At 39.5% G+C, this 1,484-nt stretch carries 1 protein-coding gene; it reads right to left on the reverse strand.

All coding sequences use genetic code 11. The features are described from left to right. Positions 1–260: 260 nt before the first annotated feature. Positions 261–1,373 (reverse strand): IS30 family transposase, encoded by a 1,113-nt coding sequence (locus BM241_RS12125; protein ID WP_242948410.1) that lies wholly within the window; start codon positions 1,371–1,373, stop codon positions 261–263. Positions 1,374–1,484 lie beyond the last annotated feature (111 nt).

Below are 1,484 nucleotides of genomic sequence, written 5' to 3' on the forward strand. Positions count from 1 at the left end.
TGAAAATTGCAATATTAAATGCAACACTTTTTAAGAAACAGTATGATATAGATATCCATTTTTTACCTCTATGCTTTTGATAGAATATATCATGTTGTCAAGGGAAGGGTGGAGATTTTCGAGCATAAGCGAGAAATACCCGACCTTGACAACATCCCTAATGATATAATCATGTCCTGGCATTTGGGCATACCTGGCCCAAAGGCCTTAACTGTACGTAATCATTACGTTTGTCCCTTGTTGTCTGCGGTATTATACAGTTAACCACATTGGCTTGCACAGTTGTGGCAGCCTATAACCAATTCTTCTACCACTTTTATGTCAGTGCTTATACGCAACAGTTCTTCATAAAAGCACTCTTGTGGAGTTTTATAGCCAAGTATTTTCCTCGGATACTCATTCATCCACCTTTCTATCTCCTTCACCTTTGATAAGGTTATCTCCCGTATCGCTTTACCCTTTGGAATAAAACGCCTTATTATCCCATTCTGCCTTTCATTGCTTGCCCTCTCCCATGATGAGTATGGATGGGCAAAATATGCTTCACTCCTGTACCTTTCTAGAATGCTGGATAATTCACTGAACTCCGAACCATTGTCAGCTGTTATACTGCGAAATACCTTGGGAAATAACTCACCGTACCTATCTTTAAGTTCCATAAACACACTATTTACTGCTCTACTGTCCTTCGAATCCAGTAAGAATATCAGCTCATATCTGGTTTTTCTCTCGGTCAGTGTCAATAGTACTGCATCATTAGAGCGTTTGCCTATTACCGTATCTATCTCCCAGTGCCCAAACTCTTCTCTGTTTTCTGCTTCCTTAGGTCTTAAATCTATGCTTTTCCCCATAACTCGTTTATGCTCTCTCGGTTTTACTTTGTTTCTGGGTTTTAACCTTGGTTTAAGCAATAAGTCGATATTGCGTACCTTAAGATATCCCCTGTCTATGTAATTGTATAATGTTTTTGTACAGACTATCGGTTTGTCTCTCCAGCTGGGGTCCCTTTTACAATAACCTACTATACTGTCTGGAGACCACTTTTTCTCACCCAACATTTTCTCCTCAGCAAACTTAATAAACTCATTAACATATGGGAGCTTAAGATTAGCACCACAATTTTTACGCCGCTTTTCATATATAGCCTGGCCTGCTTCAGGGAAATACGCTTGGTAAGTGGACAAATCAGATTTTAACTGAGTAACAGTACCCCGTTTAACTTCTCTGCTGATAGTACTTGGAGCTCGGCCAAGTTTCCTTGCAATATATCTCATGCTTCTGCCCTCTTTAAGCAAAGCTGCGATTTCTCCTCTCTCGTAAGGATTTAGGTGTTTAAAAGAGCGGCGTTTTGTGGTACAATTGTGTTGAGCCATAGTGAGACCTCCCTGTATGGTTAGTGATTTTTGGATATCTATATCATACAGGATTTCTCACTATGGTTCTATAATTTTTTGGGGTGTTGCATTTAATTTTACAACGAACCT

The organism is Caldicoprobacter faecalis, from assembly GCF_900115765.1.
GTDB classification, from domain to species: domain Bacteria; phylum Bacillota; class Clostridia; order Caldicoprobacterales; family Caldicoprobacteraceae; genus Caldicoprobacter; species Caldicoprobacter oshimai.